15 protein-coding genes are annotated in these 16768 nt (G+C 62.9%); 2 read left to right on the top strand and 13 right to left on the bottom strand.

Annotated elements, in window-relative coordinates; all coding sequences use genetic code 11:
• Positions 1-251 precede the first annotated feature (251 nt).
• From ABID58_RS12085 to ABID58_RS12065, 5 genes are all read right to left on the bottom strand, one after another.
• Positions 252-1184: a dihydrodipicolinate synthase family protein gene (locus ABID58_RS12085; protein WP_354032779.1), complete on the bottom strand. Its 933-nt coding sequence runs from the start codon at positions 1182-1184 to the stop codon at positions 252-254.
• 58 nt (positions 1185-1242) lie between these two features.
• On the bottom strand, positions 1243-2367 hold the full coding sequence (locus ABID58_RS12080) for a serine hydrolase domain-containing protein (RefSeq protein ID WP_354032778.1): 1125 nt from the start codon (positions 2365-2367) through the stop codon (positions 1243-1245).
• A gap of 166 nt (positions 2368-2533) precedes the next feature.
• Positions 2534-3307, bottom strand: a complete 774-nt coding sequence (locus ABID58_RS12075; protein ID WP_354032777.1) for a helix-turn-helix transcriptional regulator — start codon at positions 3305-3307, stop codon at positions 2534-2536.
• 132 nt (positions 3308-3439) lie between these two features.
• Positions 3440-3655 carry a hypothetical protein gene (locus tag ABID58_RS12070; RefSeq protein WP_354032776.1) on the bottom strand — a complete coding sequence of 72 codons (216 nt, stop codon included), beginning with the start codon at positions 3653-3655 and terminating at the stop codon, positions 3440-3442.
• A gap of 564 nt (positions 3656-4219) precedes the next feature.
• Positions 4220-4570, bottom strand: coding sequence for a hypothetical protein (locus tag ABID58_RS12065; RefSeq protein WP_354032775.1), 351 nt, complete (start codon positions 4568-4570; stop codon positions 4220-4222).
• A gap of 136 nt (positions 4571-4706) precedes the next feature.
• On the opposite strand from ABID58_RS12065, the gene ABID58_RS12060 reads away from it, so the two are divergent.
• A complete protein-coding gene (locus tag ABID58_RS12060; protein ID WP_354032774.1) occupies positions 4707-5786 on the top strand; it encodes a zinc-binding dehydrogenase in 1080 nt (359 codons plus the stop codon).
• 130 nt (positions 5787-5916) lie between these two features.
• Here the strand turns inward: ABID58_RS12060 and ABID58_RS12055 are convergent, their stop codons facing one another.
• From ABID58_RS12055 to ABID58_RS12020, 8 genes are all read right to left on the bottom strand, one after another.
• Positions 5917-6618, bottom strand: a complete 702-nt coding sequence (locus ABID58_RS12055; RefSeq protein WP_354032773.1) for an ABC transporter ATP-binding protein — start codon at positions 6616-6618, stop codon at positions 5917-5919.
• 7 nt (positions 6619-6625) lie between these two features.
• Positions 6626-7906, bottom strand: coding sequence for a lipoprotein-releasing ABC transporter permease subunit (locus ABID58_RS12050; RefSeq protein ID WP_148753668.1), 1281 nt, complete (start codon positions 7904-7906; stop codon positions 6626-6628).
• Between the two features lie 73 nt (positions 7907-7979).
• A complete protein-coding gene (gene proS / locus ABID58_RS12045) occupies positions 7980-9299 on the bottom strand; it encodes a proline--tRNA ligase (protein ID WP_354032772.1) in 1320 nt (439 codons plus the stop codon).
• A gap of 146 nt (positions 9300-9445) precedes the next feature.
• The gene (locus ABID58_RS12040) at positions 9446-11008 is read right to left on the bottom strand and encodes a copper resistance CopC/CopD family protein (RefSeq protein WP_354032771.1); all 1563 of its coding nucleotides are present in this window, start codon (positions 11006-11008) and stop codon (positions 9446-9448) included.
• Positions 11008-11526, bottom strand: coding sequence for a YcnI family copper-binding membrane protein (locus ABID58_RS12035; protein WP_354032770.1), 519 nt, complete (start codon positions 11524-11526; stop codon positions 11008-11010). The genes ABID58_RS12040 and ABID58_RS12035 overlap by 1 nt, the downstream gene beginning before the upstream one ends.
• 31 nt (positions 11527-11557) lie before the next feature.
• Positions 11558-12082: a copper chaperone PCu(A)C gene (locus ABID58_RS12030; protein WP_148753664.1), complete on the bottom strand. Its 525-nt coding sequence runs from the start codon at positions 12080-12082 to the stop codon at positions 11558-11560.
• A 41-nt stretch (positions 12083-12123) separates the two neighbouring features.
• Positions 12124-14577 carry a TonB-dependent receptor gene (locus ABID58_RS12025; protein WP_354032769.1) on the bottom strand — a complete coding sequence of 818 codons (2454 nt, stop codon included), beginning with the start codon at positions 14575-14577 and terminating at the stop codon, positions 12124-12126.
• A gap of 87 nt (positions 14578-14664) precedes the next feature.
• Complete coding sequence (locus ABID58_RS12020; protein WP_354032768.1) at positions 14665-15039, bottom strand: DUF2946 family protein; 375 nt, start codon at positions 15037-15039, stop codon at positions 14665-14667.
• A 705-nt stretch (positions 15040-15744) separates the two neighbouring features.
• Here ABID58_RS12020 and ABID58_RS12010 point away from each other — a divergent pair.
• Positions 15745-16767: a sugar ABC transporter substrate-binding protein gene (locus ABID58_RS12010; protein ID WP_148753658.1), complete on the top strand. Its 1023-nt coding sequence runs from the start codon at positions 15745-15747 to the stop codon at positions 16765-16767.
• Position 16768: the final 1 nt, after the last annotated feature.

Below are 16768 nucleotides of genomic sequence, written 5' to 3'. Positions count from 1 at the left end.
AGCAGCGATTGGCCTCACCGTGCCTCCAGCACGAATAATGGGCATTCCACGCGCGAGCATGTTCGCACCTGTCGCGCACCCTGTGTTCTGCAGGAAGAGTTGCTGCCTCCTCTTGCGCTGCCACGCGGGAACCGCTTCTGCGGCTACACCGGCGTGTAGATCACGAGCTTCAGCGCGGGATCGTCATTGGCCGCCGCAAGCCCCCCGGCGCCGCTGTTTTGGCGCCGCCCGGATCGTCATATGCGTCGTGCTCAGCCTGCCGCTGCTATCTTCGCGCGGAACGACTCCTGTCCCTCGACGATCTTGTCGATCAGCGCATCGAGCGCCCAGAAGCGCTCGCGAATGTCGAAATCGACCGCCCGGCTCTCGATACGGGAAAAGGTGCCGAGCCGCTGATGATAGAGCTTGGCCAGTTTTGGATAGCCCATCGGCTCAGCCATCGCGGCAAGCGCGAGATAGACCGACAGCTCGTTCGCCAGCGACGGATGCTTCGTGTGCCGGGTCAGCAACCACTTGTAGAGATCGGGATGGAAATTCGTGAACACACCGGTAAACCCCGGCGCCCCCGATTTCATCGCGTCGAAGGCGATCGCGGCATTGGCGTTGACGATCGTCAGCGGCGAGCCGTTCGTCAGCTTGACCCGGCGCTGCACGGTCGCGAGATCACACGAGACGTCCTTGAGAATCGCGAAACGGCCGCTGTCGGCACAAAAGGCCAGCTCATCGTCGGAGAGAAGCCGGCGAAATGGCGCCGGGCATTCATAAAGACCGAGGGTCATTTCCCTGGGCAGCCGGTCGAGCAGCCAGGTCAAATTGTCGGTGAAGATCGTCCGCGTCGGATCGAGGGACGCGAGACGGTTGGTCACCAGAACCAATCCGTCGACGCCCGTCTTCGCGATCGATGTCAGCTCGGTGAGCTGGTCTTCCCTGGATTCGCTGATATGGCCGGATGCGATGACGGGAAGCCGGCCGGCAGCCGTCCGGGCGACAAATCGCGCCAGCTCGACACGTTCGTCCAGCGTCAGGAACTGCATCTCGCTGGACTGAGCGACCGCGAACAATGCGTCGGCACCGTTGGCGATATACCACTCGATCAGCCTTTCGAGGCCGGAATAGTCGATCGTGTTCGCCTCGGTGAATGGCGTCAGCATCACGGGAATGATGCCCTTCAGCGCGATTGTCACAAGCAAGCTCCAGACAGTGGCGAATGAGGCAGCGATTCCGCTGCCGGTTCGCGGGGCCTTACACCGGAGGCGAGATCGCCTGCAAGACCTCCCTGAACACGCCGTACTGCAATTTGAAAGTTTCAGGGCTATAGTCTTGATAGTATCCCGCGGTCACCGCGACGACGAGATCGAGCTCCGGGACGATGCGGATCGACTGGCCACCTCGGCCCTGCGCGGCGATCGATTGGACAACACGCCCATTGAGCCGGGAGCTCCGCAGCCACCATAAATATCCATAGGACTGACCGTCGGTCGCCTTGAGCTTCATTGTGGTCGACGCCTCGATCCATGCCTTGGAAACGACTTGCCGATCGTTCCAGCGACCGCCCGCGAGGACGAGTTGGCCGATCTTCGCCATGTCGCGCGGTCGCAGGCGCAATCCCCCGCCGGCGTCGCTGTCGCCTTTGAACCGGCCCCACTCGAATTCGGTGATGCCGAGAGGATCGAACAGCATGGTGCGCGCAAATTCATCAAGCGGACGGCCGGTGGCCTTGCGGACGATCGCCGAGAGCAGCGCAAGCGCGCCGGTGTTGTAGAAGAACCCCTGCCCGGCCGGTGCAGTTGCGGGAAGGCCAAGGACGTAGCGACAGGCATCCTGCGCCATGTGCATGCGCACTTCGTCGTTGTCGTCACCTGTCGCCGGAGTTGCCTCCACCCACTTCAGGCCCATCGACATGGTGAGCACGTGTGAGAGCAGGATGCGATCCTTGTCCGGGGACCGCAGGTCGAACAATTCGGGGAAGAAGCTGAAGACCGGTTCGTCGAGGCTTCGGATGAGGCCCTGGTCGATCGCGATCCCGACGACCAGCGACGCGACGCTCTTTGAGCACGATTTCAGATTATGCAGTGTATCGGCGTCGAAGCTGATGTCCCTGACCCGGACGCCGAAGATGCGACTGGGGACCTCATCAGATCCTTTGAAGTATCGCTCGAACGCCAGTCGACCGTGGCGAGCGACCAGCACGGCATGGATGTTAGAGCCGGAGCTTTCGAGTCGATCGGTCATCCTGCACAGCGCGGCCTGGTCGACGTCATTGTCTCCATTGGCGGACGGAACAGACCAGCCGTCATCACGCTTCGCCGGAGCGGCACAATTGGCCGGTGGGTCAGCGCAGACCGAAGGCCCGGCGATTGGCGCCAAGGCAGCTCCGCCGAGAAGCGAAATGAATTGCCGACGCCTCATCCGATCCCTCGCCGACCTCGCTTTCCACCGCCAGCCAATGCTACGAATTGTAACATTAATTTGCGTTGGCCGCAATGATAGTGCGCGGTCTTCGCCGCCTGCAGGCACTTTGCGACATTCGTCCTCACATCGGCGTGTAGATCACGAGCTTCAGCGCGGGATCGTCATTGGCCTGAAAGCTCGTGTGCTCGAAGTGCAGCACGCCCTTGGTCGGATGGGACATGGTCTTGCGGCCCGACAAGGTGCCATGCACCTCGTGCGCGCCCCACCATTTGACGAATTCGGGACTGCCTTCGCGCAACCGCGTCAGCAATTCCGCAAACGCGGGATCGCCGGCCCAGACGTCGTGAGTGGCGCGAAACATCGCGACCATGCGCTTGGCGACATCGGCCCAGCCTGCGCCGTAGGATTTTCGCGTGCGCTTGTTGGTCATCATCAGCAGCAGCGTGTTGCGATCCTCCTTCGGCAACCGGCCGAACGCGAAGATCTCCTCGGCGGCTGCGTTCCAGGCCAGCACATCCCAGCGCCGCCCGGTGATGTAGGCCGGATGCGGCAGGCTCTCGACCAGGCGCAGGATCGGCGGCGGCACGATTTCGCGAGTGAACGCCCCCCTCGCGCCGTCGCGCGCGAGGTCCTTGAGGTGCGCGTGCTCGGTCTTGCTGAGGCGCAGTGCACGCGCCAGCGCGTCAACGGTGGTGACCGACGGGCTGACGGTGCGGCCCTGCTCGAGGCGGATGTACCAGTCGACGCCGATGCCGGCGAGCTGGGCGACCTCCTCGCGGCGGAGCCCTGCCGTGCGGCGCCGCGTCCCTGCGGGAAGGCCCACGGTCTTCGGCGACAGCTTTTCGCGGCGGGAGCGGAGGAAATCGCCGAATTCTACGCGGCGTGGATCGGCCATGGCGTGCTCCCGCGACGGAGGGCTTTGGGAATACTAGGATAATACCAGGCCTTCTTGGTCCGTCAAATTGGGCGGATCAATGCTGAGGGCCAGTCAGAGAGATCGATGATCGCGATTGAGGGTTCACTCCCTTCAAGTGAGTTGGCCGCGCAGCCTGTCGCGCTCTTCGAGCATCTCGCGCAGCTGGTCACTGTCGGATTGGCTTGCTGTCCGCCAGTCGTCGACGTCTTGCGACGTCCAAGTGAAATGCTCGCGGTTGTACCGATCTTGCTCGATCCGCATAGCTTCTCGAGCAAGGTCGATATCGCAGGTTAGTTGATCGATCTGCTGTTGAACCATCTTGGTCATGCTGCGCTCCTATTGGGGAGCGTCGCATATATCCGACACGCCTCGGCCGCGGAAACTGTGGGAGCAGTGAGCTCACGCAAAGGTGACGCCCTGAGAACTCCGCCCACTCCTCCTTCAGGGGCAATGGATCACTCCCCTCAAGAATGTGCACAGCGGGTCAGGAAGTAGACGTCGAGATTAAGTGGTCTCGATTATTCCCTTAAGGTGCCAGTTATCCTTTCACCGGATAACGTTACAAAAGTACCAGTTTTGAGACATGCTAGGCGGGCGGCGTCACATCGTGAAGCCATGCTGGGATGGGCGCTGTTCTTCATCCGACATGAATCAGCGCGGTGAGAGCAACTTACAGCAGTCCGCTCTTGACGTTTGCTGCAATCACCCATGAAGCAGCCTTTTCCGCCGCTGATCTTCATGTCAGTGTTGACTGCGGCTGCGCGATTGCTGGTGAAGATCAGCACCAAAACGATGAGTGCTGAAGTGGATAACTGACATTTCATAAATCGCCTACTCCAGTTCCTGCAACTTAAGCAAGTGGAGCGCGGCGCCGCAAGCGGATCAACTTTCCTAATTCGAGACGGTACAAATCATATGCCCCGGCCTTGTCCAGCCCTTCCCGGTGCGGTCGAGGGAGAGATCCTTGTCTCCCACGCCGACATATTGGGCTGCGTACAAGCCAGCGAAAAGCGTGGCTCCCGCAAAGTCAGCCACGAATGATGCCCAATAAGGCGAAGCGAATTTCGCACGGTTCTGCGTGCTCTGGACCGACTGATACGATTCAAATCCGGGGCGGTCATCACGCCACAGCTCATAGGGCGAGCGAATGGTATCGGCACGCGTATCCTGGTGTCGTAGTAGCCGCACTTGGCTGGCGTCAATTCCGTCCTGCGCCAGAATCGTATTGAACATCACGGGCATGTCGCGTTTCCAGTTTCTTCATTAGCCGCGCTTGCATACATCATGCAGGGCCTATGGAATACTAGGATAATACCAGGCCTTCTTGTCCCTTCAAGGGCGCCGCATATGAGTGTCACCTGACTTCGAGGTGAACATCATGAAAGCTGCCGTACTCAAGTCCTTTGGATCGCCGCTGGTGATCGAGACTGCTCCGGACCCGGTGCTCGGCACCGGCGAGGTCATCGTCGATGTCGTCGCCACGCGCGTTCTGTCCTACATGAACGAGGTTTTCAGCGGTGAGCGCAATTATGCGCTCGAGCTGCCGATCATCCCCGGCCCCGGCGGCATCGGCCGGGTGCGTGCGATCGGCCCGGACGCAACCAAGCTTAGCATTGGCGACTGGGTGTTCTGCGACCCGACGGTGCGGTCGCGCGACGATGTCGTGGCGCCCGATATTGCCCTGCAGGGACTCACGGCAGCCGGCCCCGGCGGCATGCGCCTGCAGCAGCATTTTCGCCACGGCTCGTATGCCGAGCAGATGCGGGTGCCGACCGAGAACGTGAAGCGCCTTGGCGCGATCACGTCGGAAGAAGCCTCGCAATGGTGCGCGCTCGGAACGGCGCTGGTGCCCTATGGCGGCTTTCTTGCCGCAAACCTGCAAGCAGGCGAGACCGTTCTGGTGAGCGGGGCCACCGGCAATTTCGGCAGCGCCGCCGTTTCCGTCGCGCTCGCGATGGGCGCGGCCTGCGTGGTGACGCCCGGCCGCAACGAGAAAATCCTGGCCGACCTCGTCCGCCGCTTCGGCGCGCGGGTGAAGCCGGTCAGGCTCACCGGCAACGAGGACGACGACCGCGAGGCGATGAAGCGCGCCGCGCCCGGGCCGATCGACTGCGTGCTCGACATCATGCCGCCCTCGGTCAGCACGCGCGTGGTGCGGGCGGCGGTCATGACGGTGCGCGCCTATGGCCGCGTCGTGCTGATGGGCGGCGTCGGCATGGCGGGGGGGCCGGGCCTCGAGCTGCCCTACCCCTGGCTCATGCGCAACTGCATCTCCGTCCACGGCGTCTGGATGTATCCGCCGGATGCGGCAACGCGTCTGATCGGGTTGGTGCGCGCCGGGCTGCTGCGGCTCGACGAATATGTGACGACGGATTTCGACCTCGACCACGTCAATGAGGCCGTGGCCCACGCCGCCGCCAATGGCGGACCGTTCAAATTGACTGTGATCAGGCCGTAAATTGCCTGCACACTGCGGCAATGCGCTGCTGCGGCGAGTTTGCCTGATCGATCAAGTCACTGGAAGACGTCACCCCGATCGTGGACGGCAGCGGCCGTCTACTGTGCATGGGGTTGTTTTCGCGTTTTCTTTATTCGAGCTCGACGACCTGGCCGTCGGCCAGCGACACGCGCCGGTCCATGCGGCCGGCGAGCTCCATGTTGTGGGTCGCGATCAGCATCGAGACCTTGGTTGCCTTGACCAGCTGCATCAGGGCCTGGAACACGTGGTCGGCGGTGTGCGGATCGAGGTTGCCGGTCGGCTCGTCCGCGAACAGCACCCGCGGTGCGTTGGCGACGGCGCGCGCAATTGCGACGCGCTGCTGCTCGCCGCCCGACAGCTCCGCCGGACGATGGGTGATGCGGTCGCCGAGGCCGAGATAGCCAAGGATCTCCTTGGCGCGCTTGACGCTCTCGGACTTCTTCAGGCCGCGGATCATCTGCGGCATCATCACGTTCTCCAGCGCCGAGAATTCCGGCAGCAGCCGGTGCGACTGGTAGACGAAGCCGATATCGGTGCGGCGCAGCTGGGCGCGCTCAATGTCGGGCAGTTGCGAGGTCGGCGCGCCATTGACATAGACCTCGCCGGAATCGGGAGCTTCGAGCAGGCCCGCGATGTGCAGCAGCGTCGACTTGCCCGAGCCCGACGGCGCGACCAGCGCGACGGACTGGCCCGCCCACAGCGCGAGCTTGGCATTGTCGAGAATCGTCAGCGCCGCCTCGCCCTGCAGGTACTGCCGTCTTATCTCGTGGAGATAGATGACCGGTACATCTTCCGCCCCCTGCTGCTCCATCAGGCCCTCACTCGTACCGCAGCGCTTCGACCGGATCGAGGCGCGCGGCGCGCCACGACGGGTAGAGCGTCGCCAGGAACGACAGCGTCAGCGCCATGACGACGACGGCCGTGGTCTCGCCGACGTCGATCTCGGCGGGCAGCTTCGACAGGAAGTAGAGTTCCGGCGAGAACAGCTCGGTGCTGGTCAGCCAGGACAGGAATTGCCGGATGGATTCGATGTTGAGGCAGATCACCAGCCCGACGAAGAACCCCACCAGCGTGCCGACCACGCCGATGGATGCGCCCGTGATCAGGAAGATCCGCATGATCGAGCCTTGCGAGGCCCCCATCGTGCGCAGGATCGCAATGTCGCTGCCCTTGTCCTTCACCAGCATGATCAGGCCGGAGACGATGTTGAGCGCCGCGACCAGCACGATCATGGTCAGGATCAGAAACATCACGTTGCGCTCGACCTGGAGCGCGTTGAAGAAAGTCGAGTTGCGCTGGCGCCAGTCGACCAGGAACACCGGCCGGCCCGCGGCCTCCGTCACCGATTTGCGGAATGAATCGATCTTGTCGGGATTGGTGGTGAACACCTCGATCGAGGTGACGTCGCTGCTGCGGTTGAAATAGGCCTGCGCCTCGGCGAGCGGCATGAAGACGAAGCCGAGGTCGTACTCGGACATGCCGATCTCGAACACTGCGACGATCTTGTACGGTTTTATGCGCGGCGTGGTGCCCATCGGCGTCACCGCGCCCTTCGGCGCCACCAAGGTCACGCTGTCGCCGGCATGCAGCGACAGCTGGTCGGCGAGCCGCCGGCCGATTGCGACGCCCTGGCCGTCGTCAAACCCCTCGAGCGATCCCTGCTTGATGTTCTTGGCGATCGAGGTGAGGTTATTCAGGTCGTCGGAGCGGATGCCGCGCACCAGCACGCCCGAGGCGTTCCAGGGCGAGGACGCCAGCGCCTGGCCGTCGACCACGGGGGCAGCCAGCCGGATGCCCTGGACCTGGCTGATGCGCTCGGCAACGTCCTTCCAGTCGGTCAGCGGCGATTCCAGCGGCTGGACCAGGATATGGCCGTTCAGCCCCAGGATCTTGTCGAGCAGCTCTTTGCGGAAGCCGTTCATGACGGCCATCACGATGATCAGCGTGGCGACGCCGAGCATGATGCCAAGGAAGGAGAACCCGGCGATGACCGAGATGAATCCCTCCTTGCGCCGCGCCCGCAAATAGCGCGCCGACAGCATCCACTCGAAGGGCGCGAACGGCGCGGTTTGAACGGTTTCAGTCATGGTCTCATCCATCGCTCGATAATCCCATGATTCGGGGTCAATTGTGGCCGGATTGGCGGCCGCGATATCAGGCGATGAACAATATTCAGCCGACCAGGCGGGCGACCGCGTCCGCTGGCGACATCGTCTCGCGGGAGCCGTCACTGCGCTTCTTGATCTCGACCTTGCCGTCGGCCAGCCCCTTCGGCCCGATCATGATCTGCCAGGGGATGCCGATCAGGTCGGCGGCGGCGAATTTGGCGCCGGCGCGCTGGTCGGTGTCGTCATAGAGCACATCGACGCCCTTGGCCCGGAGCTCGGCATAGAGCTTCTCGCAGGCCGTATCGACCGCCGCATCGCCCTGCTTGAGATTGAGGATCGAGACACGGAACGGGGCCACCGCCTCCGGCCATTTGATGCCGGCATCGTCATGGCAGGCCTCGATGATGGCACCGAGCAGGCGCGAGACGCCGACGCCGTAGGAGCCGCCATGGATCGGCACGTCCACGCCGTCCGGGCCCGCCACCGTCGCCTTCATCGGTTCGGAGTATTTGGTGCCGAAGTAGAAGATTTGGCCGACCTCGATGCCGCGGGTGTTCACGCGCTTGTCCGCAGGCACTTCCTGCTCGAACCGCGCGGGATCGTGAACGTCCTCCGTCGCGGCATAGACCGAGGTCCACTGCTTGATGATCGGGGTCAGATCGCTCTCATAGTCGACGTCCTCGCCCGGCACCGGCAGGTCCAGCACGTCGCGATTGATGAAAACACCGGATTCGCCGGTTTCGGCGAGCACGATGAACTCGTGGCTGAGGTCGCCGCCGATCGGGCCGGTTTCGGCGCGCATCGGAATCGCCTTCAGCCCCATCCGCGCGAAGGTGCGCAAATAGGCGACGAACATCTTGTTGTAGGAGATACGCGCCGCCGCCTCGTTGAGGTCGAAGGAATAGGCATCCTTCATCAGGAACTCGCGGCCGCGCATCACGCCGAAGCGCGGCCGCTGCTCGTCGCGGAATTTCCATTGGATATGATAGAGATTCAGCGGCAGGTTCTTGTAGGACTTCACGTAAGCGCGAAAAATCTCGGTGACCATTTCCTCGTTGGTCGGCCCGTATAGCAGCTCGCGCTTGTGGCGGTCGGCGATGCGCAGCATCTCCGGGCCGTAGGCGTCGTAGCGGCCGCTCTCGCGCCAGAGGTCGGCGAGCTGGAGCGTCGGCATCAACAGTTCCAGCGCGCCGGAGCGATCCTGCTCCTCCCGCACGATCTGTTCGATCTTCTTCAGCACCCGGAAGCCCAACGGCAGCCAGGCATAGATGCCGGCCGCCTCCTGGCGGATCATGCCGGCGCGCAGCATCAACCGATGCGAGACGATCTCCGCTTCTTTCGGATTTTCCTTCAGGATGGGCAGAAAGAACCGCGACAACCGCATGGCAAGACTCTGGGAATCAGTGGTGGCCCGCAGTGAAACCGGATTGGAAGCGAAAACACAAGACCGGGAATGAGGAAAAGCCGCTAACGCGGCGGAATTCCTGTCATTTTTCCGTCGACTTCGGGTTCGAGTTGAACCCTGCCGACTTAACGCGGCGCGACCTCGAGCTCGTCCTCGAGAGTGACTTTCTCGAAATCGGTCACCAGCGCATCGATCCGCACATGCCAGCGGCCGGCGAAGGGCAGCTCGACTTTGCGCACGTGCCAATAGCCGTCTGGTCCCAGCTCGGCGTCGCGTTCCATCGGCTCGATACCGCGCTCGGGCAGGCTGAGCGTCAGCGTCGCCTCCTTGACCTTCAGCGGCGTCGCCTCGCCGGTCATGAGCTGAAGCACGAAATCGTCCACGCCGGCCTTGCCGGGGGACACCAGCACCTGGAACATCGCCTTGTCGGTATGGATGTGGATCGCCAGCGGCGTCTCCGGGAGGATGGTCCGCGGCGGCGGCGTGAAGCGCCAACCGGCGACGACGGCAAAGATGCCGAGCGCGACCCCGCATTCGAACAGGATCGAGCGCCTGAGCGCGGGCGCGGCCCTTTGGTCCTTCGCCAGCGCCGGCGTCAGCCGAGTGCGATTGAGCGCGGCGAGCCCAAGCAGGGATAAAACCAGAGCCAATTTGACTGACAGAATGAGTCCGTAGCTCGTCTCGACCAGCGCTGACGGCTTTTCGAGCTGGATGATTGCAAGCGTGAGCCCGGTCAACGCCAGCGCGGCGACCACCGGCATGGCGATGCGCGAGAAGCGGTTCAGTAGCGGCAGCACCGCCGGCGTCGGCTTCGACAGCAGCGCTGCTAGCGGCGCCAGCGCGCCGATCCAAAATGCAACCGCAAGGCCATGGAGGAAGATCGCCGGCCGCGTCAGCACCTCCGGCGGCGCCGTTGCGGCGTGCCCGGTCATGGCGAGCGACAGGCCGACGCCAGCGAACGCGACCGCCGCAAGAGCGCGCGCATGCCACGCGCGGCCCAGCGCCATCAGCGCGAGCAGCATCGCCGCAATGGCGACGAGCAAGGCTGGGCCGGCGCTGGTGACGAATGCGACGGTCCAGGGAGCCGCCGTCACGAGTGCTGCCGGCGGCAGGCCAAGGAGATCGAGACCCAACACGCCCAGCGAGACAATTGCGCTTGGGAGACCGACAAGCAGCGCGGCGCGCGGCGCGCCCATCCCCGCCATTGACCGCGAAATCCAGCGGGCAAAGAATACGCCGCCGACACCGACAAACAGCCCGAGATAGAGACCGATCCGCGACAGCCAGATCAGCGCGTTCAGCCGGCCATCCGCATTGGCCGGAGGCTGCGTGGCCGTCGGCACGCCGACCGAAAAGATCACCGATCCCGCGACAGGATGGCCGTCCTGCGAGATCACCCGGTAACTCACGACCGCCGTGCCCTGCGGCAGGTCCGGCGGCATCGCAATCGAAATGCTCTCGCCGGATGTCGTGACGCGCGCATCGTCGCGCGCCCTGCCCGCGCCATCGATCAACTGGATCGCGCCCGGCGTCACCGCTTCGTTGAAGCGCAATTCCACCGCCTTTGACGCGCTCGTCAGGATGCTACCGCTCGCCGGCTCAACCGAGATCAGCGCCGCATGCGCCGACGCGCCGGTCGAAGTGCCGGCGACGACGAGCAACATCGCGAGCGCAGCGAGACGACGCATTACGGCTTGGGCAGCAGCTTCACGCCGGGCGCCGGCGACTTTTCCTCATGCGAATAGGCTGCCCCCTCCGCCGGGATTTCGATCCAGCGGCTGACACCCTTCTCGCATTCCTGCACCACCGGAAAATACAGCGTGGTGTTGGGCTTCAGGCTGTCGGTGAGGAAGCTGCTGACGACGAACTCGTCGTAATTGTGGTCCGGCAGCTTGCCGCCGGACCAGACCACTTCCTTCACGCCAGAGGTCAGCTTGTTGCCGTGATAGTCGTACGCACTGGCATACTGGCCCTCGACGACATCAACGTTCCAACCAGCCTTCGGCATCGGCTTCACCGCGATGACTCCTTCGGGGATCTGCACGCGGATCTTGACCGTCGGCGAGCCGGAGCAGCCGTGCGGCACGGCGAAGACGGCCTTATAGGACGCACCGACCGTGGCCTGCTTGCCTTCTAGATAGACATGTGCCGCCGCAGGCGATGCGGCCAGCGCAGCCATCAGGATCAGCCAGGGTGTCTTCGACATGCTCGATCTCCCGGGGTTTAGATCACACGCGTCACATTTTCATTCCCGAATGGTCGGGCATTTTCTTCATCATCATGCTTCCGCCGCCGCCGGGCGCCTGCGCGCCGACGCCCTGGACGTCGAGCGCGACGGCGACCTTACCGGCCTTCTCGAATTCGAGCGTCACCGCCACCTTCTCGCCCTCCTTGAAGGGGCCCTTGAGCTCCTGGAGCATCAGATGATAGCCGCCCGGAGCGAGCTTCACGGTCTTGCCCGGCCCGATAACGAGCCCCTTGTCGAGCGGGCGCATCTTCATCACGCCATTGTCCATCGTCATTTCGTGGACCTCGGCCTTGCCCGCGATCTCGGCGGTCACTTTGACGAGCTTGTCGGGCGCCGTGCCCTTGTTCTCGATGGTCAGGAAACCGCCGGCGACTTTCGCGCCGCTCGGGGTCGCCCGGCTCCAGCCCTGGGTGATGACGAGATCGCCCGCCTTGACGTCCTCGGCGCGGACCGGCACCGCGATCACGACCGCCGAGAGCACTGCGAGCGCGAAAATGCGTGAGAGTGTGTTCATGTTGATTGCCTTTCTTGTCGCCATTGAGGGGGTACCACCCGTCAGAACGTGTACTTGCCGGCGAGAACGAAAGTTCGTCCCGGGAATGGATGGAACAGGAAGTATTGCGCGTTGAAGAGATTATCGATGCCGAAGTCGAACGCGAAATTCTTCGTCGCGTTGTAGTGGATCTTCAAGTCCACAACAAAAAAGTTATCGAAGGCGCCGTAGACGTGCGGGATGATATCCGAGTTGTCCAGCGTCGAATACTGCTTGCCGCTGTAGCGCGCCGCAACCGTATAGGCCCAACTGTCGTTCGGCCGATAGGTCACGCCGAACTTGGCGCGCCAGTCAGGCACGAAAGGTACGCGCTTGCCGACGACACTGGTCGGTCCCTTCCAGTTCGGATCGGAGATGATTCTGGAATCGACGTAAGTGACGCTGCCGAAGACTTGCAGGCCGTTCACCACCACATTGTCCTTGTCAGCCGACAATTCGACTCCCTGCATGCGGATTGCAGCGACGTTGCTGACCGCTGTCTGCACCGTTTGCGCCCCCTTTGCGTCCGTTACCGTAGTCGATTGCGAGATCAGCGCATTGTTGGTCCGCTCGCCGAACACAGTGAGCCGCACCCGCCCATCGGCCCAGCGCCGCTCGAGATTGAGCTCGCCGGTGAAGTCCTGCTCTGGTGACAGCAGCGGATTGGCGAGATAGGTGACGCCGCCCACGCTGATGTTCTGGTAGAGCTCGGTCACCGTCGGATAGCGGTAGGCTTCACCGAAATTCGCAGTAACATTCCAGTCCTTGTTGGGATCGAACGACAACGACGCCTTCGGCGAGAAATTCGTCGAGGACAGGCCCGGCTGCCACGTCGGCACTGCCGACGTGACGACACCGGCGCTGGTCGTCGTGGTGTTGAGATTGAAACCCTCGACCGCCTGCCAGCTCTCCAGCCGTCCACCGAACGTCAGCTTGACGATCGGAGTGATCTTCCAGGCATCCTGTACCCAGAGAGCTTCAGTGCGCGTCTCGCCGACACCGGTCGAATACAGCTGGCCGTTGCCCGCTGAGGGCGCATTGAACCAGACGGTCGAGGCATAAACGGGGTTCTCGAGCCGGTAGCGGTCGCCGTGCGCGCCGAAGCTGATCTCGTGCGGACCATCGATTCCGAACGGACGCCAGATGCCCTTAGCTTCGGCGTTCTGCCAGTTGGTGCCGTCCATCCGCGTCACCTTGCCGTTCAACGAATAGCCAAGGCCCGGCGACGGCACCACAGTAAAGGGATTGATGAGGGTATCCTGGAGATAATTGTAGCTCGACGCGGCAAGGTCGAAATCGAATACGCCCTTGGTATCGCTTTTGAGCGAGACGGCGTTGCTCATATGGAGCTGATCCCAGGTGTACTTGCTGCTCGCAAAGCTGCTGATGCTGCCGAACGTCGGCAAGTCCGTTGCGGTCGATCTGAGATAGGTCTGCGGATCGGAGGTTTGGTGATTGTTCCAGATGCCGAGCGAATACGTCGCCTGCACCAGTGGCGTGATGTCGTAGGCGAGCCGCAGATTGCCGGAAGTCTGCTGCGAATGCGCCAGCGTGCCGGTGCCAACGACGTTGGCAACGCCACCGGTCTTGTTGAGTGCGGCAAAACCACCGGTCGTGCCGGCCGGGAACGAGGCGTTGGTCGTATATGTCAGCGGCTGCTGGTAGCTATCGAGATAGTTCGCGCTGACAAGCCAGGACAGCTTGCCATCGCGATTGCCTGCGGCGGCGCTGGTCTGGCTGGTTAAATAGGTGTCTTTGGTGCCGTATTGATTCCACGGCATCACCGAGACGGTTTCCTTGGCCACCGCAAACGGCTTTTCCGGCATCTTCGAGGTGATCAGCAGAACACCGCCGATGGAATTGCCGGGATAGGCGGCCGCGAACGGACCGTTGAGGAAATCGACCCGCCCGATCGCCTCGGGAGAGATCAAGTTCCATTTCGGCGAGGCGCCGGAGTTGTTGTTGCCGATCAGCGCCGAGATCAGGAGGTCATCGTAATAGATCAGCGTCCGCGCACTCGAGTTCAGGCCCCAGCTTCGCGTCGCGAGCACTGCCTGATTGTCACCGTCATTGCGCTTCCGCACGAACAGGCTCGGCATGTATTTGACGGCGTCCTCGGGGTCCTTGAGGTTGATGGTCTCGTCGACCTGCTTTGCCGTGATGCTGAAGGACCGCTGCGGCAGTTGATAGCGGGCTACCGCCGCCGGCTGATCCAGCGACGCCCGGACGCCGCCCGCGCCCTGGTCAGCCGCGACCGAGGCCGGTCGCTCGACCGCAGGCTTTGCCAAATTTCTCCTGGCGCCAGCGGTTTGCACCGGCGGCTTGCGCGGCTTGGGTTTTACCGCCGCGGGTGCATCGACGGTCACCGCGGGCAGCTCCTTTGGGCTGCTCTGGGCGAAAACGTCACTCGACGAGGCGAGCAGCGCAGCCTGAATGGCAACGACACTCACGCCGCAGCGGGCATGACGAGGTAACATCTCGGGATTCCTGACGCCGGCTTTCTCTTCCGGCCATTCGACAGCATCAATCGCCAACGGATGAACCGCGGCGATCACGAGGGGTCGTCAGGAAAAGTGGGGAGGTCCCCGCGCCTGGGCGCTTGAGCCCCTATGGGCAGCGACAGCGGACGCATCCGCCTCATGCCAAACCACGCGCTCGGCGTGGCGGAAGGGGACGGAGAGCACCGCGTGCGGCGGCGAATCGAACGATGCGTTGGCCTGCGCCAGGCAGCACAGCACGCAGGCGCCGGCATGCGCGGTCGGCGCGCCGTTCTGGTCGTTCGGAGTACCCTGCTCGCTGACGCTGTGGCAGATGACGCCGGTGCCAAGCGGATCGGCAACGGCCTGGCCGGCCGCCCAACAGGCGGCAATCGGCGCCAGCACCTGCATCACCAAAGCGAGCAGGACAACCGGTAGGAATTTTTGCAGCCGAGCGCGCATCCGCCGAACCATTCATTCGTCTGCTAACTAAACACCACCCCCGCTCCGAGTCGAGGTCACTTCGGCCGCCTTGTTGGGGTGGCGCAGATCTCTCGAAAAATGTGCTCGGACGGCCTCGCTCCGAGGCCGCGTCCGGCATTTGAGGCAGCCGCGCCGGCCTGTCCGTCCACAGAATTCTTATGTTTGTCATATACTTATGGGGTCAAATAACCCGATCATTTCGTCAACTGCTCGAATTTTGAACAATCGTTGCCGAAAATGATGACAAGTGAGAAAAGTTGATCTAGCATCGCTCTTGCTCAGGCTAGCCGCGAGGTCAAAGTCTGGTGGTCCAAGTCTCGGGAGGAGCCCCTGGCGCGCAAAATGCAGCGTCGCCCCGCCAATCAAGATCAAATCTTAGAATCGGGGATAATAGGGTCGACACAATTTTTGAGCGGGGCTAGGGCCCCGCTCTTTTTTTGCCTTGAGCGGCCGACACGTCGATGAACGCCTCATACAATCGAACAGAGCTTTGAGATCGCGGCATCGCGCGGCCCGGATCTCACGCCGCTGGTCTATCAACGTCTGCTGCGCGAGCATCCCGAGACTGGGGCGAAATCCCGCGCGATAGCAGATTGGGTGGCGTGAGCTCTTCGATTGTGAGAGACTTTCCAACATCGGTCGCGCAATCAATGACGCGCCGACAAAAATATATGGGAGCGAGCAATGTCCGGGACGAAAGATTTCTCGACGACGAGGCGCGATCTTCTTCAGGCGGCTGCGACCGCCGGCGCCGCAACTGCCATCCTCGGCAGCATGGGCATAAATCCAGCATTGGCAGCCGAAGTCGGACGATCCGAGAAGCCGCTGAAGGCGGCATTCTCCAACGCCGGCCTTCAGGCGACCTGGTGCGCACAGGGCAAGCAGGCCGCGGAATTCTGGGGCAAGCTGTTCAACGTCGAGGTCACCTGGTTCGATGGCCAGCTCGACGCCGTGAAACAGCGCGCGGCGATCGACAACATGGCCTCGCAGAAATGGGACTTCGTCGCGATCCAGGCCTTCGGCATCGGCACCCTCACCCAGCCGGTGCAGAAGATGATCGACGCCGGCACGCCTGTGATCGACATGGACACGCTGATCGCGCCGCTCGACCAGATCAACGTCCATTCCTTCCTCGCCCCCGACAACGAGTTCATGGGCGCCTCGGTGACGCAGGCGCTGTGCAACGCGATGGGCGGCAAGGGCAAGATCATCATGACCCAAGGCGCGCTCGGACATACAGGCGCACAAGGCCGCGCCAAGGGGTTCAACAACGTCGTCAAGCAATTCCCTGGCATCGAGGTGCTCGACACCCAGCCGGCCGACTGGGACGTCTCCAAGACCGCGCGGCTCTGGGAAACCTATCTGACCAAATACCCGCAGATAGACGCGGCGTTCTTCCACAATGACGACATGGCGCTCGCTGCCGCCAACATCATGAAGGCGCACAACCGCACCAACATCCTGATCGGCGGCGTCGACGCCATGCCGCCGGCGATCCAGGCCGTGAGCGAGGGCCGCATGTTCGCGACCGTCCGCAATCCGTCCTGCCGCATCCATGGCGGCGCGATCATCGCCGGTGTCGCGGCAGTCGCCGGTGGCGAGAAGAGCGGCCAGGGCATCCCCAAGAACGTCGTCACCGACGGTCCGGTCGTGACCAAGGCCAATGCCGCCGGCATGCAGTGGATGCAGGATCACTTCCTGATCTGAA

Source organism: Bradyrhizobium sp. S3.2.6, from assembly GCF_040546885.1.
In the GTDB taxonomy this organism is placed as follows: Bacteria; Pseudomonadota; Alphaproteobacteria; order Rhizobiales; family Xanthobacteraceae; genus Bradyrhizobium; species Bradyrhizobium cytisi.
This window is presented reverse-complemented; position numbering and strand designations above follow the sequence as displayed.

What these genes read in the sequence shown, in the direction of transcription:
- ABID58_RS12030 (WP_148753664.1), bottom strand. Translation starts at nt 12,082, where the DNA reads ATGAACACACTCTCACGCATTTTCGCGCTCGCAGTGCTCTCGGCGGTC.
- ABID58_RS12025 (WP_354032769.1), bottom strand. Translation starts at nt 14,577, where the DNA reads ATGTTACCTCGTCATGCCCGCTGCGGCGTGAGTGTCGTTGCCATTCAG.
- ABID58_RS12075 (WP_354032777.1), bottom strand. Translation starts at nt 3,307, where the DNA reads ATGGCCGATCCACGCCGCGTAGAATTCGGCGATTTCCTCCGCTCCCGC.
- ABID58_RS12060 (WP_354032774.1), top strand. Translation starts at nt 4,707, where the DNA reads ATGAAAGCTGCCGTACTCAAGTCCTTTGGATCGCCGCTGGTGATCGAG.
- ABID58_RS12010 (WP_148753658.1), top strand. Translation starts at nt 15,745, where the DNA reads ATGTCCGGGACGAAAGATTTCTCGACGACGAGGCGCGATCTTCTTCAG.
- ABID58_RS12065 (WP_354032775.1), bottom strand. Translation starts at nt 4,570, where the DNA reads ATGCCCGTGATGTTCAATACGATTCTGGCGCAGGACGGAATTGACGCC.
- ABID58_RS12040 (WP_354032771.1), bottom strand. Translation starts at nt 11,008, where the DNA reads ATGCGTCGTCTCGCTGCGCTCGCGATGTTGCTCGTCGTCGCCGGCACT.
- ABID58_RS12055 (WP_354032773.1), bottom strand. Translation starts at nt 6,618, where the DNA reads ATGGAGCAGCAGGGGGCGGAAGATGTACCGGTCATCTATCTCCACGAG.
- ABID58_RS12035 (WP_354032770.1), bottom strand. Translation starts at nt 11,526, where the DNA reads ATGTCGAAGACACCCTGGCTGATCCTGATGGCTGCGCTGGCCGCATCG.
- ABID58_RS12020 (WP_354032768.1), bottom strand. Translation starts at nt 15,039, where the DNA reads ATGCGCGCTCGGCTGCAAAAATTCCTACCGGTTGTCCTGCTCGCTTTG.
- ABID58_RS12050 (WP_148753668.1), bottom strand. Translation starts at nt 7,906, where the DNA reads ATGGATGAGACCATGACTGAAACCGTTCAAACCGCGCCGTTCGCGCCC.
- proS (WP_354032772.1), bottom strand. Translation starts at nt 9,299, where the DNA reads ATGCGGTTGTCGCGGTTCTTTCTGCCCATCCTGAAGGAAAATCCGAAA.
- ABID58_RS12070 (WP_354032776.1), bottom strand. Translation starts at nt 3,655, where the DNA reads ATGACCAAGATGGTTCAACAGCAGATCGATCAACTAACCTGCGATATC.